Annotated in this window: 20 protein-coding genes; 16 read left to right on the forward strand and 4 right to left on the reverse strand. The window is 69.8% G+C overall.

What is annotated here, in order from left to right; genetic code table 11:
- Positions 1-119: 119 nt before the first annotated feature.
- The 11 genes from tkt (at position 120) to QNA08_RS08470 (ending at position 11,717) form a co-directional block, all read left to right on the forward strand.
- Positions 120-2,105 carry a transketolase gene (gene tkt / locus QNA08_RS08420; protein ID WP_283740372.1) on the forward strand — a complete coding sequence of 662 codons (1,986 nt, stop codon included), beginning with the start codon at positions 120-122 and terminating at the stop codon, positions 2,103-2,105.
- A gap of 76 nt (positions 2,106-2,181) precedes the next feature.
- Positions 2,182-3,189, forward strand: coding sequence for a type I glyceraldehyde-3-phosphate dehydrogenase (gene gap / locus QNA08_RS08425; RefSeq protein WP_283740249.1), 1,008 nt, complete (start codon positions 2,182-2,184; stop codon positions 3,187-3,189).
- A gap of 76 nt (positions 3,190-3,265) precedes the next feature.
- Positions 3,266-3,721: a hypothetical protein gene (locus tag QNA08_RS08430; RefSeq protein ID WP_283740250.1), complete on the forward strand. Its 456-nt coding sequence runs from the start codon at positions 3,266-3,268 to the stop codon at positions 3,719-3,721.
- The gene (locus tag QNA08_RS08435; protein WP_283740251.1) at positions 3,718-4,911 is read left to right on the forward strand and encodes a phosphoglycerate kinase; all 1,194 of its coding nucleotides are present in this window, start codon (positions 3,718-3,720) and stop codon (positions 4,909-4,911) included. Before QNA08_RS08430 ends, QNA08_RS08435 begins: the two co-directional genes overlap by 4 nt.
- A 61-nt stretch (positions 4,912-4,972) precedes the next feature.
- Positions 4,973-6,037 (forward strand): class II fructose-bisphosphate aldolase, encoded by a 1,065-nt coding sequence (gene fba, locus QNA08_RS08440; RefSeq protein WP_283740252.1) that lies wholly within the window; start codon positions 4,973-4,975, stop codon positions 6,035-6,037.
- A 192-nt stretch (positions 6,038-6,229) separates the two neighbouring features.
- A complete protein-coding gene (locus QNA08_RS08445; protein WP_283740253.1) occupies positions 6,230-6,871 on the forward strand; it encodes a thiamine phosphate synthase in 642 nt (213 codons plus the stop codon).
- Positions 6,868-7,911 (forward strand): tetratricopeptide repeat protein, encoded by a 1,044-nt coding sequence (locus QNA08_RS08450; protein WP_283740254.1) that lies wholly within the window; start codon positions 6,868-6,870, stop codon positions 7,909-7,911. Before QNA08_RS08445 ends, QNA08_RS08450 begins: the two co-directional genes overlap by 4 nt.
- 139 nt (positions 7,912-8,050) lie before the next feature.
- Positions 8,051-8,617, forward strand: a complete 567-nt coding sequence (efp, locus tag QNA08_RS08455) for an elongation factor P (RefSeq protein WP_283740255.1) — start codon at positions 8,051-8,053, stop codon at positions 8,615-8,617.
- Positions 8,618-8,664: 47 nt separating this feature from the next.
- Complete coding sequence (locus tag QNA08_RS08460; RefSeq protein ID WP_283740256.1) at positions 8,665-9,462, forward strand: inositol monophosphatase family protein; 798 nt, start codon at positions 8,665-8,667, stop codon at positions 9,460-9,462.
- Positions 9,463-9,683: 221 nt separating this feature from the next.
- Entirely contained in the window at positions 9,684-10,670 is a 987-nt protein-coding gene (locus tag QNA08_RS08465) for a flagellar motor protein MotA (RefSeq protein WP_283740257.1), read from the forward strand.
- A gap of 15 nt (positions 10,671-10,685) precedes the next feature.
- The gene (locus tag QNA08_RS08470; RefSeq protein ID WP_283740258.1) at positions 10,686-11,717 is read left to right on the forward strand and encodes a peptidoglycan -binding protein; all 1,032 of its coding nucleotides are present in this window, start codon (positions 10,686-10,688) and stop codon (positions 11,715-11,717) included.
- A gap of 7 nt (positions 11,718-11,724) precedes the next feature.
- On the opposite strand, the gene QNA08_RS08475 is transcribed toward QNA08_RS08470, so the two are convergent.
- A complete protein-coding gene (locus QNA08_RS08475) occupies positions 11,725-13,539 on the reverse strand; it encodes an ABC transporter transmembrane domain-containing protein (protein WP_283740259.1) in 1,815 nt (604 codons plus the stop codon).
- Positions 13,540-13,746: 207 nt separating this feature from the next.
- Here QNA08_RS08475 and rpmE point away from each other — a divergent pair, with 207 nt between their 5' ends.
- Positions 13,747-13,977, forward strand: a complete 231-nt coding sequence (gene rpmE / locus QNA08_RS08480; RefSeq protein ID WP_283740260.1) for a 50S ribosomal protein L31 — start codon at positions 13,747-13,749, stop codon at positions 13,975-13,977.
- Positions 13,978-14,168: 191 nt separating this feature from the next.
- Here rpmE and rcdA read toward each other — a convergent pair whose 3' ends face one another.
- On the reverse strand, positions 14,169-14,699 hold the full coding sequence (rcdA, locus tag QNA08_RS08485) for a protease adaptor protein RcdA (protein WP_283740261.1): 531 nt from the start codon (positions 14,697-14,699) through the stop codon (positions 14,169-14,171).
- 461 nt (positions 14,700-15,160) lie between these two features.
- Between rcdA and QNA08_RS08490 the strand changes: the two genes are divergently transcribed.
- Complete coding sequence (locus QNA08_RS08490) at positions 15,161-15,619, forward strand: GNAT family N-acetyltransferase (RefSeq protein ID WP_283740262.1); 459 nt, start codon at positions 15,161-15,163, stop codon at positions 15,617-15,619.
- Between the two features lie 14 nt (positions 15,620-15,633).
- On the opposite strand, the gene QNA08_RS08495 is transcribed toward QNA08_RS08490, so the two are convergent.
- Positions 15,634-15,828 carry a DUF1192 domain-containing protein gene (locus tag QNA08_RS08495; RefSeq protein WP_283740263.1) on the reverse strand — a complete coding sequence of 65 codons (195 nt, stop codon included), beginning with the start codon at positions 15,826-15,828 and terminating at the stop codon, positions 15,634-15,636.
- Between the two features lie 127 nt (positions 15,829-15,955).
- On the opposite strand from QNA08_RS08495, the gene QNA08_RS08500 reads away from it, so the two are divergent.
- Both QNA08_RS08500 and QNA08_RS08505 read left to right on the forward strand, forming a co-directional pair.
- On the forward strand, positions 15,956-16,954 hold the full coding sequence (locus tag QNA08_RS08500) for an NAD(P)H-quinone oxidoreductase (protein ID WP_283740264.1): 999 nt from the start codon (positions 15,956-15,958) through the stop codon (positions 16,952-16,954).
- 169 nt (positions 16,955-17,123) lie between these two features.
- On the forward strand, positions 17,124-17,843 hold the full coding sequence (locus QNA08_RS08505) for a DUF1013 domain-containing protein (protein WP_283740265.1): 720 nt from the start codon (positions 17,124-17,126) through the stop codon (positions 17,841-17,843).
- Between the two features lie 410 nt (positions 17,844-18,253).
- On the opposite strand, the gene QNA08_RS08510 is transcribed toward QNA08_RS08505, so the two are convergent.
- Positions 18,254-20,185, reverse strand: coding sequence for a propionyl-CoA synthetase (locus QNA08_RS08510; protein WP_283740373.1), 1,932 nt, complete (start codon positions 20,183-20,185; stop codon positions 18,254-18,256).
- 223 nt (positions 20,186-20,408) lie between these two features.
- Between QNA08_RS08510 and QNA08_RS08515 the strand changes: the two genes are divergently transcribed.
- On the forward strand, positions 20,409-21,167 hold the full coding sequence (locus tag QNA08_RS08515; protein WP_283740266.1) for a sulfite exporter TauE/SafE family protein: 759 nt from the start codon (positions 20,409-20,411) through the stop codon (positions 21,165-21,167).
- Positions 21,168-21,252: the final 85 nt, after the last annotated feature.

Here is a 21,252-nt window from a genome sequence, read left to right on the forward strand (position 1 = left end):
AAAGCCTAGCTGCTATCAAGCCCGCGCCCTTCGCGACCGCGGGACCGGCGGCCTTGTCCACCGGCGACGCGCGTCCGGGGACGGCCTCCCGGTTACGAGCGTTCGGAACAATCTCAGTGATCCCTCCCGTCGAGCACGACCGTCTTGCCAATGCCCTGCGCGCCCTCGCCATGGACGCTGTGGAAGAGGCCAAGTCGGGACATCCCGGCCTGCCCATGGGCGCGGCAGACATCGCGACCGTCCTCTTCTCGCGCTTCCTGAAGTTCGACGCCGCCGAACCGCGCTGGCCTGACCGCGACCGCTTCGTACTCTCGGCCGGGCACGGCTCGATGCTGATCTATGCCCTGCTGCACCTGACGGGCAACGCCGAGATGACGCTCGACGAGCTGAAGCGCTTCCGCCAGCTCGGCTCGAAGACCCCCGGCCATCCGGAGAACTTCGTCACCGCAGGGATCGAGACGACGACCGGGCCGCTCGGCCAGGGCATTGCCAACGCGGTGGGCATGGCGCTCGCCGAGCGCATGCTCAATGCCGAGTTCGGCGACGATCTCGTGGACCATTACACCTACGTGCTCGCCTCGGACGGCGACCTCATGGAGGGCGTCAGCCAGGAGGCGATCGCGCTCGCCGGGCACCTCAAGCTCGGCCGCCTCATCGTCCTCTTCGACGACAACGGCATCTCCATCGACGGGCCGCTGTCGCTCGCCGACTCGGTCGACCAGCTCAAGCGCTTCGAGGCGGCTGGCTGGCGGGCGGTGCGCGTCGACGGCCATGATCCCGAGGCGATCGCCGGCGCCATCGCCGAGGCGCGCAAGGCCGACCGGCCGACGCTCATCGCCTGCCGCACCACCATCGGCTTCGGCGCGCCGAAGAAGGCGGGCACCTCCAAGGCCCACGGCGAGCCGCTCGGCGCCGAGGAACTCGCCGGCGCCAAGGCCGCACTCGGCTGGCCGCACGGCCCCTTCGAGGTGCCGGAGGACATTCGCGCCGCCTGGGCCGCCATCGGCAAGCGCAACCGCGGCCTGCGCGAGGCCTGGGAGCGCCGCCTCGCGGCCGCGCCCGCAGACCGCGCCGCCGAGTTCGCGCGGCGCCACGCAGGCCTGCGCCCCGCCGGGCTCGGCGAGGCCATGGCACGACTGAAGGAGAGGCTCGCCGCCGAGGCGCCGACGGTCGCCACGCGCAAGGCGAGCGAGATGGCGCTTGAAGTCATCACCGAAGCGGTGCCCGAACTCGTCCTCGGCTCGGCGGACCTCACGCCGTCGAACAACACGCGCACCAAGAACCTGAAGGCGATCGCCCCCGGTGACTTCACAGGCCGTTACATCCACTACGGCATCCGCGAGCATGGCATGGCCGCAGCCATGAACGGCCTGTCACTGCACGGCGGCTACGTGCCGGCCGGCGGCACCTTCCTCGTCTTCACCGATTACGCCCGCCCGTCGATGCGGCTCGCTGCCCTCATGGGGGCACAGGCGATCTACGTGATGACGCACGATTCGATCGGCCTCGGCGAGGACGGGCCCACGCACCAGCCGGTGGAACATCTGGCGGCGCTGCGCGCCATCCCCAACATGCGCGTCTTCCGCCCGGCGGACGCCGTGGAGACCGCGGAGTGCTGGCAGCTCGCGCTCGAACGTAAGGACGGGCCAACCGTGCTTGCCCTCACGCGCCAGAACCTGCCGACGGTGCGCCGGGAGGCCGGCGCTCGGAACCGCTGCGCCGTCGGCGCCTATGAGCTCTCGCCGGCCAACAGCGAGGCCATGGCAAGCATCTTCGCCTCCGGTTCGGAGGTGGAGATCGCGCTCGCCGCCCAGGCGCTGCTCAAGGAGCGCGGCGTACCGGCACGCGTCGTCTCGGTGCCTTCCCTCGAGCTTTTCCTCGAACAGCCCGACGACCTGCGCAGCGCCGTCATCGGCAAGGCGCCGATCAAGGTCGCGGTCGAGGCCGCGGTGCGCTTCGGTTGGGATGCGGTGATCGGCGAGGAGGGCCTCTTCGTCGGCATGACGGGCTTCGGCGCCTCGGCGCCCTACAAGGACCTCTACACCTATTTCGGCATCACGGCGGAAGCGGTGGCCGACAAGGTTCTCGCGAGGCACAACGCCTGAGCGGCGGGGCGCCTCGCCTCAGTTTCGCCGAAAGCGCCGTGTCATCGCGGCGCATCGTTCGAGGGAGTGGACAACCATGGCGGTTCGGGTAGCCATCAACGGGTTCGGGCGCATCGGGCGTAACGTGCTGCGCGCCATCATCGAGAGCGGCCGCAAGGACATCGAGGTCGTCGCCATCAACGATCTCGGCCCGGTCGAGACGAATGCCCACCTGCTGCGCTTCGATTCCGTGCACGGCCGCTTCCCGCACGAAGTAACCGTCGACGGCGACACCATCAGCGTCGGCCGCGGCCCCATCAAGGTGACTGCCATCAAGAACCCGGCCGAGCTGCCGCACAGGGAGCTCGGCGTCGACATCGCCCTCGAGTGCACCGGCATCTTCACGGCCAGGGACAAGGCCAAGGCCCATCTCGATGCCGGTGCCAAGCGCGTCCTCGTCTCGGCCCCGGCCGACGGCGCCGACCTCACGGTCGTCTACGGCGTCAACCACGACAAGCTGACGAAGGACCACCTCGTCGTCTCCAATGCCTCGTGCACGACGAACTGCCTAGCGCCGGTCGCCAAGGTGCTCAACGACGCAGTGGGCATCGAGAAGGGCTTCATGACGACGGTGCACGCCTACACCAACGACCAGCCCACGCTCGACCAGATGCACAAGGATCTCTACCGCGGCCGCGCGGCGGCGCTGTCGATGATCCCGACCTCGACCGGCGCGGCCAAGGCGGTGGGCCTCGTGCTGCCGGAGCTCAACGGCAAGCTCGACGGCGTCTCGATCCGCGTGCCGACGCCGAACGTGTCGGTGATCGACTTCAAGTTCGTCGCCAAGCGCGCAACCACGAAGGACGAGATCAACGAGGCGATCAAGCGCGCTGCCGCCCAGGAGCTGAAGGGCATCCTCGGCTTCACGGCGGTGCCGAACGTCTCGGTCGACTTCAACCACGACCCCCACTCCTCCACCTTCGCCCTCGACCAGACGAAGGTCATGGACGGCACGCTGGTGCGCGTCATGTCGTGGTACGACAACGAATGGGGCTTCTCGAACCGCATGGCCGACACCGCCGTCGCCATGGGCAAGCTCATCTGAAGCGGAACGGGCGCGGACGGTTCCCCGTCCGCGCCCGTTTCGCATCGTTCGGACCGGAGAGCGGCGAGGCAGGACCATGAGCGACGCCACGACGAACACCCGCATCGAGCCGGTGATCGAACCCGCCCCGGCCGCCGATCCGAAGGTCGTCGCGACGGCAGCAGCCCCGCCGCCCCCACCTCCCGCATCCACCCCTGCGCCGAAGCCGGCGACCGCCACCGAGCGCGCGGGGCTCGACCAGCTCTTCCGCATCGAGGAGAAGACGGCGCGCATCGAGGAGAAGTTCGCCCGGTCCGAGACGCTGCTGAAGCGCGTCGAGGACGTGGTCGAAGCCTCGATGAGCAAGTCGGGCGAGTTCGCCAAGCAGGCGGAGCTCACGGCGCTGCGCCAGGAAGTGGCCTATGTGTCGCAGCAGGTGCGCCGCAAGCCCGGCTTCGCCGCGCTGATCGCGACCGCCGTCCTCGCAGCCGTACTCTCCTCGACCTTCACCATCGCGCTTCTCAGCCTGCTGCCCGGAGTGATCGCCCGATGACCTTCCGCACGCTCGACGACGCCGACCTCAGGGGCAAGCGCGTCCTCGTCCGCGTCGACCTCAACGCGCCGATGGAGAACGGCCGCGTCACGGACGCCACGCGCATCGAGCGCGTGCTGCCGACGATCCGCGAGATCGCGGACAAGGGCGGCAAGGTCATCCTCCTTGCCCATTTCGGCCGGCCGAAGGGCAAGCGCGTGGCCGAGGACAGCCTGAAGCCCGTGGCTGCTGCAGTTGCCGAGCATCTCGGCCGGCCGGTCGCCTTCGCGGACGACTGCATCGGCGAGGCCGCGGCCGCGGCGGTCGCGGGGCTTGCGGACGGCGCGGTGCTGCTCCTCGAGAACACGCGCTTCCATGCCGGGGAAGAGGCGAACGATCCGGCCTTCGTGCGCGCGCTCGCCGCCAACGGCGACGTTTATGTCAACGACGCCTTCTCCGCCGCCCACCGCGCCCATGCCTCGACGGAAGGGCTCGCCCACCTGCTGCCCGCCTTCGCCGGGCGCACGATGCAGGCCGAGCTCGAGGCCCTCGGCAAGGCGCTGGAGCAGCCCAGGCGGCCGGTGGTTGCCGTGGTCGGCGGGGCGAAGGTATCGACCAAGATCGAGCTTCTCGAGAATGTCGTCGGCAAGGTGAACGCGCTCGTCATCGGCGGCGGCATGGCGAACACATTCCTGCACGCGCAGGGCGTCGGCATCGGCAAGTCGCTCGCCGAGAAGGACCTCGCCGACACGGCACGGCGCATCCTCGACCGGGCGCGGGAGACGAACTGCGCCATCATCCTGCCGGTCGACGCCGTGGTGGCGGAGAAGTTCGAGGCGAATGCGCCCAACCGCGCCTGCGGCCTCGACGCCGTGCCGGAGACGGGCATGATCCTCGACGTCGGGCCGCAGTCGGCGGAGCGTGTGCGCGCGGCCATCGACGATGCCGCCACGCTCGTGTGGAACGGCCCGCTCGGCGCCTTCGAGCTCCAGCCCTTCGACCGCGGTACGGTGGACGCCGCGCGGCACGCGGCTCAGCGTACGCGCGAGGGCAAGCTCCTCTCGGTCGCCGGCGGCGGCGACACGGTGGCGGCACTGAACCATGCCGGCGTCGCCGACGACTTCAGCTACGTCTCGACCGCGGGCGGCGCCTTCCTCGAATGGCTCGAGGGCAAGGCCCTGCCGGGAGTCGAGGCCCTGCGCAACCGGTAAATCCAGCTCGAGACGGCGGCCGCCAGGGGGCGACCGCCGCCAGTCCCCGCGGAGAACCAACGTGGCTCGCATCACCCTTCGTCAACTGCTCGACCACGCCGCCGAGCACGGCTATGGCGTCCCGGCCTTCAACATCAACAATATGGAGCAGGGCCTCGCCATCATGGCAGCGGCCGACGCCGCCGATGCGCCGGTGATCATCCAGGCGAGCCGTGGCGCGCGGCAGTACGCCAACGACGTGGTGCTGGCGAAGCTCATCGACGCCCTCGTCGAGATCTACCCGCATATCCCGGTGTGCATGCATCTCGACCACGGCAACAACGAAGCCACCTGCATGACCGCCATCCAGCACGGCTTCACCTCCGTGATGATGGACGGCTCGCTGAAGGAGGACGGCAAGACGCCGGCCGACTGGGACTACAACGTCAGTATCACCAGGAAGGTCGTCGACATGGCCCATTGGGGCGGTGTGTCGGTGGAGGGCGAGCTCGGCGTGCTCGGCTCGCTCGAGACCGGCATGGGCGACAAGGAGGACGGCCACGGCGCCGAGGGCAAGCTGAGCCACGACCAGCTCCTCACGAACCCGGACGAGGCGGTCAAGTTCGTCAAGGAGACGAAGGTCGACGCGCTCGCCATCGCCATGGGCACGTCGCACGGCGCCTACAAGTTCACGCGCAAGCCGGACGGCGCCATCCTCGCCATGCACGTCATCGAGGAGATCCACCGTCGCCTGCCCGGCACGCATCTCGTCATGCACGGCTCCTCCTCCGTGCCGCAGGACTTGCAGGACATCATCAACAAGTACGGCGGCAAGATGCCCCAGACCTGGGGCGTGCCGGTCGAGGAGATCCAGCGCGGCATCAAGCACGGCGTGCGCAAGATCAACATCGACACGGACAACCGCATGGCGATGACCGGACAGATCCGCCGGATCCTGCAGGAGCACCCGGGCGAGTTCGATCCGCGCAAGTATCTCAAGCCCGCCATGGAGGCGATGACGAAGCTGTGCAAGCAGCGCTTCGAGGAGTTCGGCACCGCAGGCCAAGCCGGCAAGATCAAGCCGATCGCGCTCGCCGACATGGCGAAACGCTACCGTGACGGCGCGCTCGACCCCAAGATCAACTGAGCGCGCATCGTCGCGCCAGACGCGCAAGGGGGCCTTTCGGGGCCCCCTTTTTCTTTGCCCGGCGCGGCCCGCGCCACGCTCTCGACCCGATCGTCATCCATGAGCGCCTTGCGCTGCCGGCCGAGGTGCGAGATTGGAGCGGGGGCGCGATTCTGCCGCCGCCCGTTGCGAGCCGCTGCCCCGAGACCGACCATGACCGAGCCCACCTGCCGCCTCTATCTCGTGACGCCCCCGATCGCCGATGCGGAGGCCTTCACGGCCGCGCTCGCCGAGGCCTGTGGCGCTGGCGACGTGGCGGCTGTGCTCCTCAGGCTCGCCGCGGCCGACGAGCGTGCGCAGATCAAGCGCGTCAAGGCGCTGGCGCCGGTGGCTCAGGACAAGGGCACGGCCGTCATCGTCGAGGCCGGGCCGGTCGTCGCCATCCGGGGCGGGGCGGATGGCGTGCACGTTTCCGGCGGGCCAGACGCCCTGCGCGCTGCCCTTGAGGCGGCGAAGCCCGAGCGCATCGTCGGCGCCGGCGGGCTGAAGTCGAAGCACGATGCGATGCTCGCCGGGGAGACGGAAGCCGACTACCTCATGTTCGGCGAGCCGCGCCCGGACGGCTGGATGCCACCTCTCGCCGAGGTAGCCGAGCGGGCGCGGTGGTGGGCGGAGATCTTCGCGGTGCCTTGCGTCGCCTTCGCACCGACGCTGGACGCGGTGGCGGATTTGGCCGCCACGGGCGCCGAGTTCGTGGCCCTTGGCGATGCCGTCTGGGCGCATCCCGAGGGCCCCGCGGCGGCAGTGAGCCAAGCGCTCGCCGCCATCGGCAAGGTGGAGGTTCCGGCCCGATGAGACGGCTGCGACGGAGCTTACCGGGCATCGCGATGGTGCTGGTGCTCGGTCTGGCGCCCGCTCACGCACAAGCGCCGGCAGCCGAACCGCCGACGGCCCAGCTGCGGCTGCTGCCGGGCGCCGAAGCCCCGCCCGCGGCCGGCGGCCCCGCAATCGCGCCGGCCGTCGACATCCCGACACTGCCCGACCCCAAAGCCGACCTCGCGTACGGCGCCTACCAGCGCGGGCTCTACGTCACGGCGCTGCGCGAGGCAACGGCGCGCCTCGGCGGCAATCCCGACGACGCGGTGGCCATGACGCTCCTTGGCGAGCTCTACGCCCAGGGCCTCGGCGTGGCGCAGGATCCCGGCAAGGCGGCGGATTGGTACCGCCTGGCGCATGCCAAGGGCAATGCCGACGCCACCTTCGCCCTCGCCATGCTGACGCTGCAGGGCCGCGGCGCAACGAAGGACGAGAAGGCGGGCCTCGCGCTCCTCGAGGAGGCGGCCGGCAAGGGCCACCCGCTCGCCTCCTACAATCTCGCCGTCGTGCTCATCGGCCGCGGCAAGCCCGAGGACATGAAGCGCGCGGCGACGCTCGTCACCCGCGCCGCCGAGATGGAGGTGGCGGACGCGCAATATGCGCTCGCCGTCCTGATGCGCGAGGGCCGCGGAGTGAACAAGGACCCGGTGGAGGCGGCCATCTGGATGAGCCGGGCTGCCGGCAACGGCCACATCGCCGCGCAGGTCGAATACGCCATCATGCTCTTCAACGGCGAGGGCACGACGCGCGACGAGACGGCGGCGGCGCGCCTCTTCGCCAGCGCCGCGGCACGCGGCAACGCCATCGCGCAGAACCGGCTCGCCCGCATCCTCGCTGCCGGGCGCGGGCTGCCCCGCAACCTCGTCGAGGCTGCCTCCTGGCACATCCTCGCCGCCGGCCAGGGGCTCGCCGACACCTGGCTCGACGACGCACTCAAAGGCCTGACCCCGGCCGAGCGCCAGAAGGCGGAGGACCTCGCCCGCCGCCGGTCCAATGATCTTGCCCTCATCGGCAACTGACCCGTCGGACCGGAGGCATCGCGAACCCGATGCGCACGAGCGCCTCGCCGGCGAGCCTTGACGGGCGCCGCCCCACCGGGCACATCACGGAGCAATCCCAGAAGCCCGCGGCCGACAGGCCGCGAGAAGGTTCTTTCCCATGGCCAAGATCAACGGCAACGAGATCCGGCCGGGCATGGTCATCGAGCACGAGGGCGGCCTGTGGGCCGCCGTCAAGACGGTGTCCGTCAAGCCCGGCAAGGGACCGGCCTACAACCAGGTCGAGCTGAAGAACCTCGTCGACGGCCGCAAGCTCAACAATCGCTTCGGCTCCGACGAGCGCGTCGAGCAGATCGAGCTCGAATACCGCGACTTCCAGTACCTCTACAAGGAAGGTACGCAGCTCGTCTTCATGAACGATGAGACCTACGAGCAGATCGAGCTTGCCGAGGACTTCGTCGGCGAGCGCGCCGCCTTCCTCCAGGACGGCATGAAGGTCACGCTGCAGATGCACGGCGACCGCCCGATCGGCATCCGCCTGCCCGACCAGGTGACGCTCGCCATCATCGAGGCCGATCCCGTCCTCAAGGGGCAGACGGCCGCCTCCTCCTACAAGCCCGCCAGGCTCGAGAACGGCCTGCGCATCCTCGTGCCGCCCTTCATCACGGCGGGCGAGCGTGTCGTCGTCGACACCAACGAAATCACCTACGTCCGGCGCGCCGACTGAGCGCGCCCTCTCCCGCCCGCGGGAGCACCAGAGGCCGAAAGACCGACATGATCCGTTCCCCCCTCATCACCGTCATGACGGACGCCGTCATGAAGGCCGCCCGCACGCTCAAGCGCGACTTCGGCGAGGTGTCGGCGCTGCAGGTGGCCGTCAAGGGCCCCGGCGACTTCGTCTCCGCCGCCGACCGCAAGGCCGAAGCCGCCCTGCGCGAGGCGCTGGAGAAGGCCCGCCCCGGCTACGGCTTCGTCATGGAGGAGAGCGGCAACGTCGATGGCACCGACACGACACACCGCTGGCATATCGACCCGCTCGACGGCACCACGAATTTCCTGCACGGCATCCCGCACTTCGCCATCTCGGTCGGCCTCGAGCGCGACGGGCAGTTCGTCGCCGGTATCGTCTACGACCCGATCAAGGACGAGCTCTTCGCCGCCGAGAAGGGCAAGGGCGCCTATCTCAACAACCGTCGCATCCGCGTCGCCGCCCGGCGCTCCCTGCACGAGGCGGTGATCGGCTGCGGCATTCCGCATCTCGGCAAGCCCGGCCATCCGCGCTTCATCCGCGAGCTCGCGGCGATGTCCGTGCGCACCGCCGGGGTGCGGCGCATGGGCGCGGCGGCGCTCGACCTCGCCTATGTCGCTTGCGGGCGCCTCGACGGCTTCTGGGAGCGCGACCTGAACTCCTGGGACGTGGGTGCGGGCATCGTGCTCATCCGCGAGGCCGGCGGCTTCATCTCGGATGCCGACGGCGGCGCCGACGCGGTCGGCAAGGGCACCATCGCCTGCGGCAACGAGGCGATCCACCGCGATCTCCTTGCCGTGCTGAAGTCAGCAAATCAGGCGTAATTCGTCACGAACCCGCCACCAAGCTGTGTTCCACGCTTGATCGCCGCCCCAGCCGCGGCGAACATGAGTTTGCGCGACCAGAGCATTCTCCGCCGAAGTGGACGCCGGTTCGGCGCAGAACCGACGGTCCGCATGAGCGGAGATGCCCTGATGCGTCAAGATTGGACGCGCCTTCCGGTCACATCGGATCGGAATGCGCTTTCAGGGCGTGACGGACCACCATGGCGGCCGACGACACGATGAAACTCTCCTCGCCGCGGATCTACCTCGTCCGCATGGCGGTGTTTCTGATCCTCGTCGGCTTCCTTGCCTTGGTGCTCTACCGGCAGATCTGGGCGGCCTTCCTTGCCAATCCGGGCCTCAACGGCCTCATCCTCGGCGTGATGCTCATCGGCATCGTGCTCGCCGTGCGCCAGGTGGTGCGGCTCTTCCGCGAGGTCCGCTGGGTCAATAGCGCACGGCGGGCGGACGACGGCATCGCCGTCACGTCCACGCCGATCCTGCTCGCCCCCATGGCTGCCCTGCTCGGCCACCGCCTGGGGCGCACGGTCGTGTCCACCGTCACCCTGCGCTCGATCCTCGATTCCATCGCCGCCCGCCTCGACGAGGGGCGCGACATCGTGCGCTACCTCGCCGGGCTCCTCGTCTTCCTCGGCCTCCTCGGCACCTTCTGGGGCCTCATCGACACGGTGGGCTCGGTCGGCAAGGTCATCCAGTCGATGCGCACGGGCGCGGAGGCGGGCGTGCTCTTCGACGAGCTGAAGAGCGGCCTTGCGGCGCCGCTCGGCGGCATGGGCCTGTCGTTCTCGGCCTCGCTCTTCGGCCTCGCCGGCTCGCTCGTCCTCGGCTTCATGGACCTGCAGGCCGGCCAGGCGCAGAACCGCTTCTATACCGAGCTCGAGGACTGGCTCGCCACGACGGTGGCCGATGTTGCGCTCGACGCGCCGTCGGCGCTGCGGGGGGCTGTCGCCGGCCCGGACATCTCCGCTGCCCTCGAGCGGCTCGCCAGCGCGCTCAACGAGGGCCAGAGCGGCCGCGCCGCGACGCACGCCATGGCCAATCTCGCCGAGGGCATCCAGGGCCTCGTGCAGCACATGCGCAGCGAACAGCAGCTCATCCGCGACTGGGTGGAGGCGCAGGCCGGCCAGCAGCGCGAAATCAAGCGCCTGCTCGAGCGGCTCGCCGCCGAGCGCGAGCGCATCGACTGAGCCGGAGTGGCTTTCATGGCGCTCGGCCGCGTCCAACGCTCGCACCGCCGGGTCGATTACTGGCCGGGCTTCGTCGACGCCCTGTCGACCCTGCTGCTCGCCATCGTCTTCCTGCTCTCTGTCTTCATGATGGCGCAGTTCTTCCTGGCCCAGGAGATCACCGGCAAGGAGACGGCGCTGCAGAGACTCAACCGCCAGATCGCCGAGCTCACCGACCTTCTCGCCCTCGAGAAGTCGAGCAAGCGGCAGCTCGAGGAGAACCTTGCCCTCCTGCAGTCGTCCCTGCAGAGCAGCGAGGCGGAGAAGAACCGCCTGCAGGGCCTCCTCGACACCGGCACCTCCGCCGGCGCCGCCGCGACTGCACGCGCGGGCGAGCTCGCCACCCGGCTTGACGCCGAGAAGCAGGTGTCGGCGCGCGCGCTGGCGCAGGTGGAACTCCTCAATCAGCAGCTTGCCGCCCTGCGCCGCCAGCTCGCGGCCCTCGAAGACGCCCTGGCCGCGTCCGAGGCACGCGACCGGGAATCGCAGGCGCGCATTGCCGATCTCGGCAGCCGGCTCAATGTCGCGCTCGCCCAGCGCGTGCAGGAGCTCGCGCGCTACCGCTCGGACTTCTTCGGGCGGCTCAGGCAGATCCTCGGCGCGCGCCCCGACATTCGCGTCGTCGGCGACCGCTTCGTCTTCCAGTCGGAGGTCTTCTTCGACACGGGCTCGGCCGTGCTTCGGCCGGAGGGACAGGCGGAGCTCGACAAGCTCGCGACAGCGCTCCTCGACCTCTCGCGCGAGATCCCTCCCGACATTCCCTGGGTGCTGCGCGTCGACGGTCACACCGACAAACGCCCGCTGTCGGGGGCGGGCGAGTTCAAGTCGAACTGGGCGCTCTCGGCCGCGCGCGCCATCTCGGTGGTGCTGTATCTCGCCGGCAAGGGCGTCGCCCCGCAGCGCCTGCTCGCGGCGGGCTTCGGCGAGTTCCAGCCGCTCGACGTCGGCGAGGGCGAGGATGCCTATCGCCGCAACCGGCGCATCGAGCTGAAGCTCACCGAGCGGTGAGGCCGCCCTATCCCGCGGCGCGCTCCTTCTCCTGCGCCTCGGCGAACTGCAGGCGCGCGAGCCGTGCGTAGAGGCCGCCCTGCGCCACGAGGCTGCGGTGCGTCCCCTCCTCGACGATGCGCCCCTCGTCCATGACCAGGATGCGATCGGCGGAGAGGACGGTCGCCAGACGATGCGCCACGACGAGCGTCGTGCGCCCCTCCATGAGATGGTCGAGCGCCGCCTGCACGAGGCGCTCGCTCTCGGCGTCGAGGGCGGAGGTCGCCTCGTCGAGAAGCAGGATCGGCGCATCCTTGAGGATGGCGCGCGCGATGGCGATGCGCTGGCGCTGGCCGCCGGAGAGCGTCACGCCGCGCTCGCCGACGAGGGTGTCGTAGCCCTGCGGCAGGGCCTCGATGAACTCGCTCGCCGCCGCGAGTTCGGCCGCACGCCGCACGTCGGCCTCCGCGGCATCGGCCCGGCCGTAGCGGATGTTCTCGGCGATGGTCGTGCCGAAGACGACCGGTTCCTGCGGCACGAAGGCGATGCGCCGGCGCACTGCGGCCGGATCGGCCTGCGCCACGTCGACGCCGTCGACGAGCACGCGCCCCCCCTGCGGATCGTAGAAGCGCAGCAGGAGCTGGAACACCGTGCTCTTGCCGGCGCCCGAGGGGCCGACGATGGCGACACGCTCACCCGCCCGCACCGAAAAGCCGAGGTCGTGCAGCGACGACTGGCCGGGGCGGGTGGGATAGGCGAAACGCACGTGCTCGAAGGCGACCGTGCCGAGCGGCGGCTCGGGCAGCGGCCGTGGCTCGGCGGGTACGGCGACCGCCGCCTGCGTGCCGAGCAGCTCCGCCAGCCGGCCGGCGGCGCCCGCCGCCTGGCTCACCTCGCCCCAGACCTGACTGAGCTCGCCGAGCGAACTCGCCGCGAGCACGGCATAGAGCACGAACTGCGACAGCCGCCCGCCGCTCATGCGGCCGCCGAGCACGTCCTGAGCACCGTACCAGAGGACGGCGACGACGCTCGCCGAGACGAGGAACAGCGCTGCCGCCGTGAGGAAGGCGCGTGCCCGGATCGAGGTGCGTGCCGCATCGAAGGCTTCTTCCGCCGCGGCCGCGAAATGCCGCGCCGTCGCTCCCTCGGCGCCGAAAGCCTGCATGGTGCGTACCGCCCCGACCGCCTCAGTGGCGTAGGCCGAGGCCGCGGCAAGCTTGTCCTGCGCGGCGCGCGAGCGTCGCCGCACGCTGCGGCCCGAGGCGACGAGCGGCAGGACGATGAAGGGAATGGCGGCGAGCACCAGACCCGAAAGGCGCGGGCTCGTCACCACCATCAGCACCGCCGCTCCGACAAAGATGACGAGGTTGCGCAGGGCGATCGAGGCGCTGGCGCCGAAGGCGGCCTTGATCTGGGTCGTATCGGCGGACAGACGCGACACGATCTCGCCGGCGCGGGCCGTGTCGTAGAAGGTGGGGTCGAGATGCGTGAGATGGCCGAAGACGGCCGTCCTGAGATCGGCGACGACGCGCTCGCCGAGCGAGGTGACGAGATAGAAGCGCGTGGCGCTGGCGACAGCGAGCACCGCCACGACCACCAGCAGCACGCCGAAATAGGCGTTGATGAGGTGCGCGCCCTCGGCCGAGAAGCCGTTGTCGATGACGCGGCGAACGGCGAGCGGCAGCGCCAGCGTGGCGCCGGAGGCGACGAGCAGGGCGACGAGCGCGGCGACGATCTGTCCCCTGTAGCGCAGGGCATAGGGAACGAGGGGCTTCAGCGCCCCGAGCGGAGCCCGCGCGCGCGGCGCCTCCTCGCCATCCGTTTCCGACAGTCGTCTTGCCATGTCGGTCCTTCCTCGCTGTCCGTCGGCCGACGCCACGGCCTCCCTCCCCCGGGGAGCTGCGAGCGCCGGATCGCCGCCCTTTCTGTCGCGCCGGGGCCGGCTTGTATCCCCCTCGGTGCTGCGCTATAGGGTCGCGACCTCAGGAACACAGCTGAACGTCAGTGGTGCCACCGGCGCAAGCGGGGCGGCCCAGACAAGGACAGTGCCATGAAGCCCGATACGCACCCCGACTACCACTTCATCAAGGTCGTGATGACCGACGGGACGGAATACGTCACGCGCTCGACCTACGGCAAGGACGGCGACACGCTGAACCTCGACATCGACCCGAAGACGCATCCGGCCTGGACGGGCGGTTCGCAGCAGATCCTTGACCGCGGCGGCCGCGTGTCGCGCTTCAACAGCAAGTTCGCCGGGCTGAGCTTCGGCAAGAAGTAAGAGCGACGGCGCACTGCCGGGGCGGCGGATCGTCGCGATCCGGCCCGATACGAACGAAACCCCGGTCTCGGCCGGGGTTTCCTCGTTTTGGGGCGGGTCCGCGGGGAGGCTCGCCGACCCGCAGGCCTCGATCGCCCGGCCCCTCCCCGCGCCGCCTGGAACGGGGCGGAGCCGCCTTGGCAGCGCGGCGCTCAGCGGCCGAAGGCCGAGCGCAGGAGCCCGAGCTGCTGGGCGACCGGGCTGTCGCCGGGTTCCTCCACGGGCGCGGCGGCGCCGGCGATCAGCGCATCGAGATGCATGATGCGCGTCTGCAGACGCAGCGAATGCCCGATGAGATCCTGCAGCTTGACGGGAAGAAGGGCGAACAGCTCCGGCGCCGACGTCTGATCCTGCCAGGTGAGCTTCACCTTGTTCTGCTCCTGCCGGGCCTGTTCGGGGGTCATCTCCCCTTCCGCCACGGCGCGTTGCACGAGGAGCCACGAGGCGATCTGCATCAGGCGCGTGGTGAGTCGCATGCTCTCGGTGGCGTAGGCGAGCGAGCCCTGCCGCACGAGGCCGCGCGAATCGTCGCGCCCCTGGCCGTCGAGATAGGCGGCCGTCTCCTCGATGAGACCCATGCCCTCGCGGAAGAGGAGGCGGAAGGATTCGGACGAGACGAAGCTCTGGCCGAAGGAAATGGGCGTCACTCTCTGGGCCGCCGGCAACATGGTCGGTTCAGTCATATTCGTCTCGCCTCCCGTCGTCGAACGGCGGCCTGTCCCGTCCCGGGACGAGGCACCCCGCTTCGGAGGCGACCTCGCAAATCTAGCGCCGGGGCCTCGCACACGCCCGGTAACCTATCGTTAAGGTTAACGTCGATAGGAGTCTGTGGACAGAGGCTCGACTAGTCCGGACGGAGGCGGCGCGGACCCGCCCCGCACGCAGGTCTGCCGGAAAAAAGAGCCGCCCGAAGGCGGCTCGAAGTCATAACAGGGAGGCGTCAAACAGAGTGGACAGGAGCCACTCGACATCCAGAAGACTGGACGGTTTCCTGTAATAATCGAGAAAGCTTAAGAGACCGTTAACGGCCACGGCCGGGTTGCCCGGAGATGTCCCGATTTGAGCCGGCTCGGTCGGGCGGCAAGCAATGTCGCGGAAATCGCCCGGGACCCACCTTCATCCCGGCTCGACGGCGGAGTTCACCATGCCACCCGAGCTTGTCGTCAGACCCTTCGTTCCCGGCGACGATGCCGCCTGCCGGGCCCTCGCGAGCCGTGCCGCCATGTCCTCCTACGGCGAGCGGCTGCCTGACGCCCGCGCCGCCCTCGCCGATCCGGCGACGCCGCTCGAGGCGGTTGCGCTGCGGCTCGTGGCGCTGGCAGACGACGCGATCGTCGGGTTCGTCGACGTCGAGGGCCACCATGTCGCCAATCTCTTCGTCGATCCGGCCGTGCAGGGCCGGCAGATCGGCGCGGCGCTCCTCTCGGAAGCGGAGGCGCGGATCGCCGGCGACGTGACGCTCAACGTCTTCATCGTCAATCCGCGTGCCCGCGCCTTCTACGAGCGGCACGGCTACGTCTGCACCGGCACCCGGCGCACCATCTTCTTCGGCGCGGAAGCCAAGATGTGGTCGATGGTCAAGCGACGGGGCGGCGGCGACTGACCTGAGCGCCCCGCTCAACGCTTGAAGAAGGCGTTCGCCGCCTCGCGGGAAGCCGCCTTGGCGGCGCGCGCCGCCTCCAGCCGTTCGATCTCTCCCTTCAGCAGCGCGATCCGCTCGTCGAGCTCGCCGACCGACAGGAGAGACAGATCCTGCCCGATCTCGTGCACCGGTTTGGGACGCGGCTTCTCGTCCGCGAAGGGATCGCTCATGGCTCGCTCCTCCCCATCTTCCGTCCGCCGGGTCGGGGAGCATAATCGGGCTCGCCCGTGGTTGTCACGGCGCGCGCCATCTGCGATGCCGGACGTTATCGCACGACCAGCAAGAGGGGACCGAGCCATGACGGACGCTCTGCCAGCCACGATGCGCGCCATCGGCATCGCCGAGCCGGGCGGTCCCGACGTGCTGCGCGTCGAGGAGCGCCCGGTGCCGCGGCCCGGACCGGGGGAGGTGCTGGTGCGGGTCGTGGCGGCGGGCGTCAACCGCCCGGACGTGGCCCAGCGCCAGGGCCACTATCCGCCGCCACCCGGCGCCCCCGACATCCCCGGGCTCGAGATCGCAGGCGAGATCGTCGCCCTCGGCACGCATGTCAAGCGCTGGCGCATCGGCGACCAGGTCTGCGCCCTCGTGCCGGGGGGCGGCTATGCCGAGTTCGCCACGGTTCACGAGACGAACGCCCTCCCCGTTCCGCACGGCCTGACGCTGATGGAGGCCGCCGCCCTTCCCGAGACCTATTTCACGGTCTGGAGCAACGTTTTCGAGCGCGGCCGGCTGTCGGCGGGCGAGACGCTGCTCGTGCACGGCGGCACTTCCGGCATCGGCACGACGGCGATCCAGCTCGCCAAGGCCTTCGGCGCGCGCGTCGTCGCCACCGCCGGCTCGGACGAGAAATGCGAGGCCTGCCGGGCGCTCGGCGCGGACGTGGCCGTCAACTACCACACCCGGGATTTCGTCGCCGAGACCAAGGCCGCGACCGGCAGGGGCGCCGACGTCATCCTCGACGTGGTCGGCGGCAGCTACATCGCGCGCAACTACGAGGCGGCGGCCGTCGACGGCCGCATCGTGCAGATCGCCTTCCTGGAGGGTTCGACCGCCACGGTCGACTTCCGCCGCCTCATGCTGAAGCGGCTGACGCATACGGGCGCGACCCTGCGCAACCGCCCCGTGGAGGAGAAGGCGGCGCTCGCCGCCGCGCTCGAAGAGCGCGTGTGGCCGCTTCTCGCCGAGGGGCGGTGCAAGCCGCGCATCCATGCGACCTTCCCGCTGCAGAAGGCGGCCGAGGCGCACGCGCTCATGGAATCAAGCGCGCATGTGGGCAAGATCGTGCTCCTCACCTGACGTTGCGCGATTGCAACGGGGCGCGGACGCGCATATAGTTCGCCCGTTTCCCCATCTTCGGTGGTAACTAACGCTCCGGCGCAAGCCGGGCCGGAGCACGAGAGAGTTTTGTCCGATGCCCGCTGCCCCCCGCGAGGGCGCGGCGAGGCGCCGTTTCAAGGAGCCGACCATGTCCACCGGACCGCTGATGCCGAAGGCGACTGCCGTTTGGCTCGTGGAGAACACGTCGCTGACCTTCGAGCAGATCGCCGACTTCTGCCACCTGCACCCGCTCGAGGTGAAGGGGATCGCCGACGGCGAGGTCGCGGCCGGCATCAAGGGCCTCGACCCGACCGTCAGCGGCCAGCTCACCCGTGAGGAGATCGAGCGGGCACAGCGCGAGCCCTCATACCGGCTGAAGGTAGCCCCGCCCAAGGTCAAGCTGCCGGAGGTCAAGCGCAAGAAAGGTCCGCGCTACACGCCCGTGTCGCGCCGCCAGGACCGGCCCAATGCCATCCTCTGGCTGCTTCGCAACCATCCCGAGCTCAAGGATGCGCAGATCATGCGCCTCGTCGGCACGACGAAGACCACGATCGAGCAGATCCGCAACCGCACCCACTGGAACACGGCGAATCTCTCGCCGATGGATCCCGTCACGCTCGGCCTGTGCTCGCAGATCGACCTCGACTTCGAGGTGGCTCGCGCCGCCAAGGATCGTCCGCAGGTCCAGCCGGAAGCCGGCGCGACCCTGCTGCCGACCGAGGTGACGACCGCCAAGGAAGAGGCCCGCGAGCCCTTCGGCGGCGACTTCGCGCAGCCCAAGCGCAAGAAGGAGGAGGAGCTCGACGTCGAAAGCGTCTTCGCCAAGCTCAAGCAACTGAAGCGCGACGACCACGACGACGGCGAGTGATCCCGAGGGGCCATCACCGCGGCCCCCTTCGTCCCGGGTTGGGGGGCGAGCGCCGCCCCCCAACGCCGCACCGCTGCGGCGCCTGGCCGATCCCTTCCCGGGGGCGGGACCATTGATCATCGAGCAGGCGATTGCCCGCCCTTCCGGCCCGTTTCCGGTTCTTCGCGCCGAACGGCATAGCCGCTCACGACAAAAATGCGCAGTTCGACCCCGAAGGACGACCCGCGGGTCATGGAAGTCTGGCGGCCGGCAGTGGAGGCGACGCAAGATTTCCTCACCGCGGACGCGTGACATCGCAACCGAAGTGGCCGCGTTCCATCCCGGCGCGCCCCTCGATCTCGCCGTGGATGAACCCTATCCTTGCGACGTTCCCCGTGAGAAATGGGGGGCGGTTGCGCGCCGGCTGCTTCCTAGCCGCCGAGGCCGTGGCGCCTCAGTGCCTCACCGATCTCCTCGAGGATGGCCGGATCGTCGATCGTCGCGGGCAGGGACCAGGGCTCCGCGTCGGCGATCTTCTTCATGGTGCCGCGCAGGATCTTGCCCGAGCGCGTCTTGGGCAGCCGGCCGACGGTGACGGCGAGCTTGAAGGCGGCGACCGGTCCGATCTTCTCGCGCACCAGCGCGACAATCTCCGCCTCGATCTCCACCGGGCTGCGGGTCACGCCACTCTTCAACACGATGAAGCCGCAGGGTACCTCGCCCTTGAGTTCGTCCCTCACGCCGATGACAGCGCATTCGGCCACGTCGGGGTGGGAGGCGAGCACCTCCTCCATGCCGCCCGTCGAGAGGCGATGGCCGGCGACGTTGATGATGTCGTCGGTGCGCCCCATGATGAACAGATAGCCGTCCTCGTCCACGAAGCCGGCGTCGGCCGTCTTGTAGTAGCCCGGGAATTCGGTGAGGTAGCTTTCGCGGAAACGGTCGTCGGCCTTCCACAGGGTCGGCAGGCAGCCGGGCGGGAGCGGCATCCTGACGACGATGGAGCCCATGGTGTTCGCAGGCAGCTCCTTCGCCGCCTCGTCAACGACGCGCACGTCGTAGCCGGGCATCGGCACCGTCGGCGAACCGTGCTTCACCGGCAGGACGCCGAGACCGACCGGGTTGGCGGCGACGGGCCAGCCCGTTTCCGTCTGCCACCAGTGGTCGATCACCGGCACACCAAGGATGTGCTCGGCCCATTGCACGGTGTCCGGGTCGGCGCGCTCGCCGGCGAGGAAGAGGGTGCGGAAGCGGGAAAGATCATGTCCGGCAAGGAGGGCTGCCCGCGGATCCTCCTTCTTGATGGCGCGGAAGGCCGTGGGGGCGGTGAAGAGTGCCACCACCCCGTGCTCGGCGATGACGCGCCAGTAGGCGCCGGCGTCGGGGGTGCCGACCGGCTTGCCCTCGTAGAGGATCGAGGTGCAGCCGTGGATGAGCGGGCCGTAGACGATGTAGCTGTGGCCGACGACCCAGCCGACATCCGAGGCCGCCCAGAACACCTCCCCCGGATCGATGCCATAGAGGTGCTGCATCGACCAGGCGAGGGCGACCATGTGCCCGCCGTTGTCGCGCACCACCCCCTTGGGCTGGCCCGTCGTGCCCGACGTATAGAGGATGTAGAGCGGGTCGGTCGCCGCGAGCGGCACGCAGTCGGCATCCTTGCCGGCAGCGCGCGCGGCGGCGACGGTCTCGGCCCAGTCGAGATCGCGGCCCTTGACGAGGGACGCTTCCGCCTGCGGCCGCTGCAGGATCAGGCATTTCTCGGGCTTCACGCGGGCGAGGTCGATGGCCTCGTCGAGGAGAGGCTTGTAGGCGACGATGCGCGCCCCCTCGATGCCGCAGGAAGCGGAGAGGATGAGCCTGGGCTCGGCGTCGTCGAGGCGCGTCGCCAGTTCCTTGGCGGCGAAGCCCCCGAAGACGACGGAATGGACGGCGCCGATGCGGGCGCAGGCGAGCATGGCCACCGCCGCCTCGGGCACCATCGGCATGTAGATGACGACGCGATCGCCCTTCGCCACGCCGAGATCGCGCAGGACGGCGGCGAGCGTGCGCACCTCGGAGAGGAGGCCGCTGTAGGAGATGCTGCGCTTCGTGCCGGTGACCGGGCTGTCGTAGATGATCGCCGGCTGGGCGCCGCGGCCGCGCTCCACGTGGCGGTCGAGGGCGTTGTAGCAGGTGTTGCACAGCGCGCCCGGGAACCAGCGGCCATAGACGTCGAGCGTCGGGTCGAACACCTGCGCCCACGGCCGCATCCAGTCGATGGCCTGGGCGGCCTCGGCCCAGAAGCCGTGGGAATCGCGCTGCCAATGCCCATAGACCTCGTGGTAGCGGCTCGTCATGATCGCCTTGGGCGCTGCGCTCATCGGCATGGGCTCCCTCCTGGGGCGGCGGCCGCAACGGCGACTGCCCTCGCCCCGTGACTGCGTCGTCTCTCTCGTCTTCTCGTTCGTTGGAGCCGTGCCCGTCCGGGCCCTGCGCTCGGGCGTGGATCGTGCGGTTCCCGGCCAGCCGATGCAAGGCGGCAGGCTTGAGACTTTCGGCTTGGGACCTTAGCACGAGGCACCCACATCCCGCCGCGTCGCCGCGATGATCGCCGATCCCTTCTTCTACCTCGCCGCCGTCCCGGCGGTCGTCATCGTCGGCCTCGCCAAGGGCGGCTTTGTCGGCCTCGGCATTCTCGGCATTCCGCTCATCGCCCTCGTCGTCCCACCGATGCAGGCGGCCGCGATCATGCTGCCGATCCTCATGGTGCAGGACGTGGTCAGCATCTGGGCCTATCGCCGCCATGTCGACAGGCGCACGCTCGCCGTGATGCTGCCGGGCGCGCTTGCCGGCATCGTGCTCGGCGCCGCCACTGCGGCCATCGTCTCCGACGCGCACGTGCGCCTCATCGTCGGCATCGTCGCCCTCGCCTTCGCGGCCAACTGGTGGTTCGGCCTTTCGCGCCAGGTGGCGGCACACCGGCCGGGCGGCGTGGCCTCGGGCCTCTTCTGGGGCGGTGTCTCGAGCTTCACGAGCTTCGTCAGCCACGCCGGCGGACCACCCTTCCAGGTGCACGTGCTGCCGCTCAACCTGACGCGCGACACGCTGGTCGGCACGACGGCCTGGTTCTTCGCCATCGTCAATCTGGTGAAGGTCGCACCCTATTTCTGGCTCGGCCAGTTCACGTGCGGCAACCTGCTCACTGCGGCCGTTCTGTTCCCGGCCGCCGTCGCCTCCACGCTCGCCGGCGTGTGGGTGGTGCGGCGCATCGACGGCCGACGCTTCTACCGCATCATTTACGGGCTCCTCGCGCTCGTCGGCATCAAGCTCGTCGCCGACGGGATCGGCGCGCTCCTGCCCTGAAGCGCGGCCCCACCGTCCCGCCTTTCGGCTGATTGATTGCCGCACCGTCCGGCTTAGGCTCTCATGACGCCCATGAAAGCCGCCG

Origin of the sequence: Chelatococcus albus (assembly GCF_030067675.1) — a bacterium.
GTDB lineage: Bacteria > Pseudomonadota > Alphaproteobacteria > Rhizobiales > Beijerinckiaceae > Chelatococcus_A > Chelatococcus_A albus.